This is a genomic window from Oceanobacillus luteolus (assembly GCF_023715655.1).
Classification (GTDB): Bacteria; Bacillota; Bacilli; order Bacillales; family Amphibacillaceae; genus Oceanobacillus; species Oceanobacillus luteolus.
On the sequence record NZ_JAMBON010000106.1, the window covers coordinates 1 to 1,698 of the forward strand.

Below are 1,698 nucleotides of genomic sequence, written 5' to 3' on the forward strand. Positions count from 1 at the left end.
TGTTTAGTGCAAAATAAAAGTTAAGAGAATTGCAACCAAAATGTTAGAAGGTTGCACAAAAAGAAAAGGCTTGCCAGCCCTCTCAAAATACCCTACCGTTATTGGTGTCGAATCAACTAATGGTGGGAGAGTGAAAGGATGCTAGCAATGCCTGAAATCAATCATATCAAAAAATTAAGGAATATAAAATCCCTATCAATCAATGAAATTTCAAAGCGTACTGGTTTTAGTTGGGTAACTGTTAAAAAATACGCAGACGGCGATCAATTACCTACAGAAAAAATCGTTGAGAAAAAGGGAATGATGTATCAAGAAGGATGGGGAGAAATTGTAATTGACTGGCTTGTCGAAGATTATGCGCTAAAAAAGAAAGCCAGACGGAACAACAAAAATATCTTCGAAGGATTACAGAAATTAGGATTCCCCGGTTCTTATCGAACCGTTTGTGATTTCATTAAGAATGAATGGAAAGAAAAAATGTTAGATCAATCGGATGAAATGAAAGAGGAATATGAGAGATTGACTCATCCTCCTGCCGAAGCTCAAATTGACTTTGGCATTACCGAAGCAATTGAAGATGGTAAAGCAAAAGATATCCATGCATTAGTAATGAGTTTTCCGTATAGTAACGCAGGATTTGCAGTTCCTTTGCCTGCAGAAAATCAGGAATGCTTTTTAGAAGGTCTTAAAATGCTCTTTAACCAAACGGGGTTTGTTCCAAGAAACCTTCGCCTGGATAACCTTTCTGCAGCAGTAGTAAAGGCAAGGGGGCGTGGTCAGGAAACTGTTTTCAATGAAGAATTTCTACGTTTCGCAAACCATTATGGGTTTGAGGCGCAAGCCTGTAATGCAAGAAAAGGAAATGAAAAAGGACATGTAGAAAACAAAGTCGGATATGTTCGTTATAATTTCTTTACTCCTTCTCCAGTCATCAGAGATATCACACACTTACGTGCTTTATTATTTGAACAATGTAAAAAAGATCATCAACGACTTCATTATAAGAAGGATATCGTTATTGCAGATTTGTTTGAAGAGGAAAAGAAATATGGATTAGCTTTACCTGAGTCTGATTATCCGGTATTTAAACAGTCCATGGTAACCGCTAATAAATATGGTGAAGTAAGAATTGATGGAGCATTGGTCCATGTGCCTAAAAGTTATCATTACGGTAAGCTACATTTGATTTTATATTGGGATCACTACAAGGTCGTCTCACATAACGGAGAGGTGCTTTCCACTGGTCCCAGACTGTATATGAATCAAACTAGGGAAATTCCGTGGCAATCCATCCTAAAAAATTGGAAACAGAAGCCGCGATCAATTGTATATTCTCGCTATTTCCCATACTTACCTGGCAGAATTGCTTATTACTTGAATATCAATTCAATGAAATTAAGAAAAGAGCGTGTGGAGTGGTTATTGAGCTTGATTATAAATCATGATATGCAAGAAATAGATGAAAAATTCTATGAGTTACTACCAGACGAAAAGCAATTTGATTCAAGTTCAGATGATTCTACGAACCATCCTTATGATGTGGATTGGAGTATTTACGATTCCCTCCAGCCTACTGTGAAGGCAGGTGTTTAACGTGTCTGATGTGATTAGAGAGAAATGTAAATTACTCCGTTTAGCATATATTGCAGACCTGTATGAAAAAGTTCCTTTCGAGAATCCGGAACAATATTTAATGGA

General features: G+C 37.0%; 1 protein-coding gene. It reads left to right on the forward strand.

Annotation, left to right across the window (positions count from 1 at the left end; all coding sequences use genetic code 11):
* Positions 1-138: 138 nt before the first annotated feature.
* The gene (gene istA, locus M3210_RS19825) at positions 139-1,593 is read left to right on the forward strand and encodes an IS21 family transposase (protein WP_251518004.1); all 1,455 of its coding nucleotides are present in this window, start codon (positions 139-141) and stop codon (positions 1,591-1,593) included.
* Positions 1,594-1,698: the final 105 nt, after the last annotated feature.

Coding starts and splice junctions, on each gene's coding strand:
- istA (WP_251518004.1), top strand. CDS start 139: ATGCTAGCAATGCCTGAAATCAATCATATCAAAAAATTAAGGAATATA.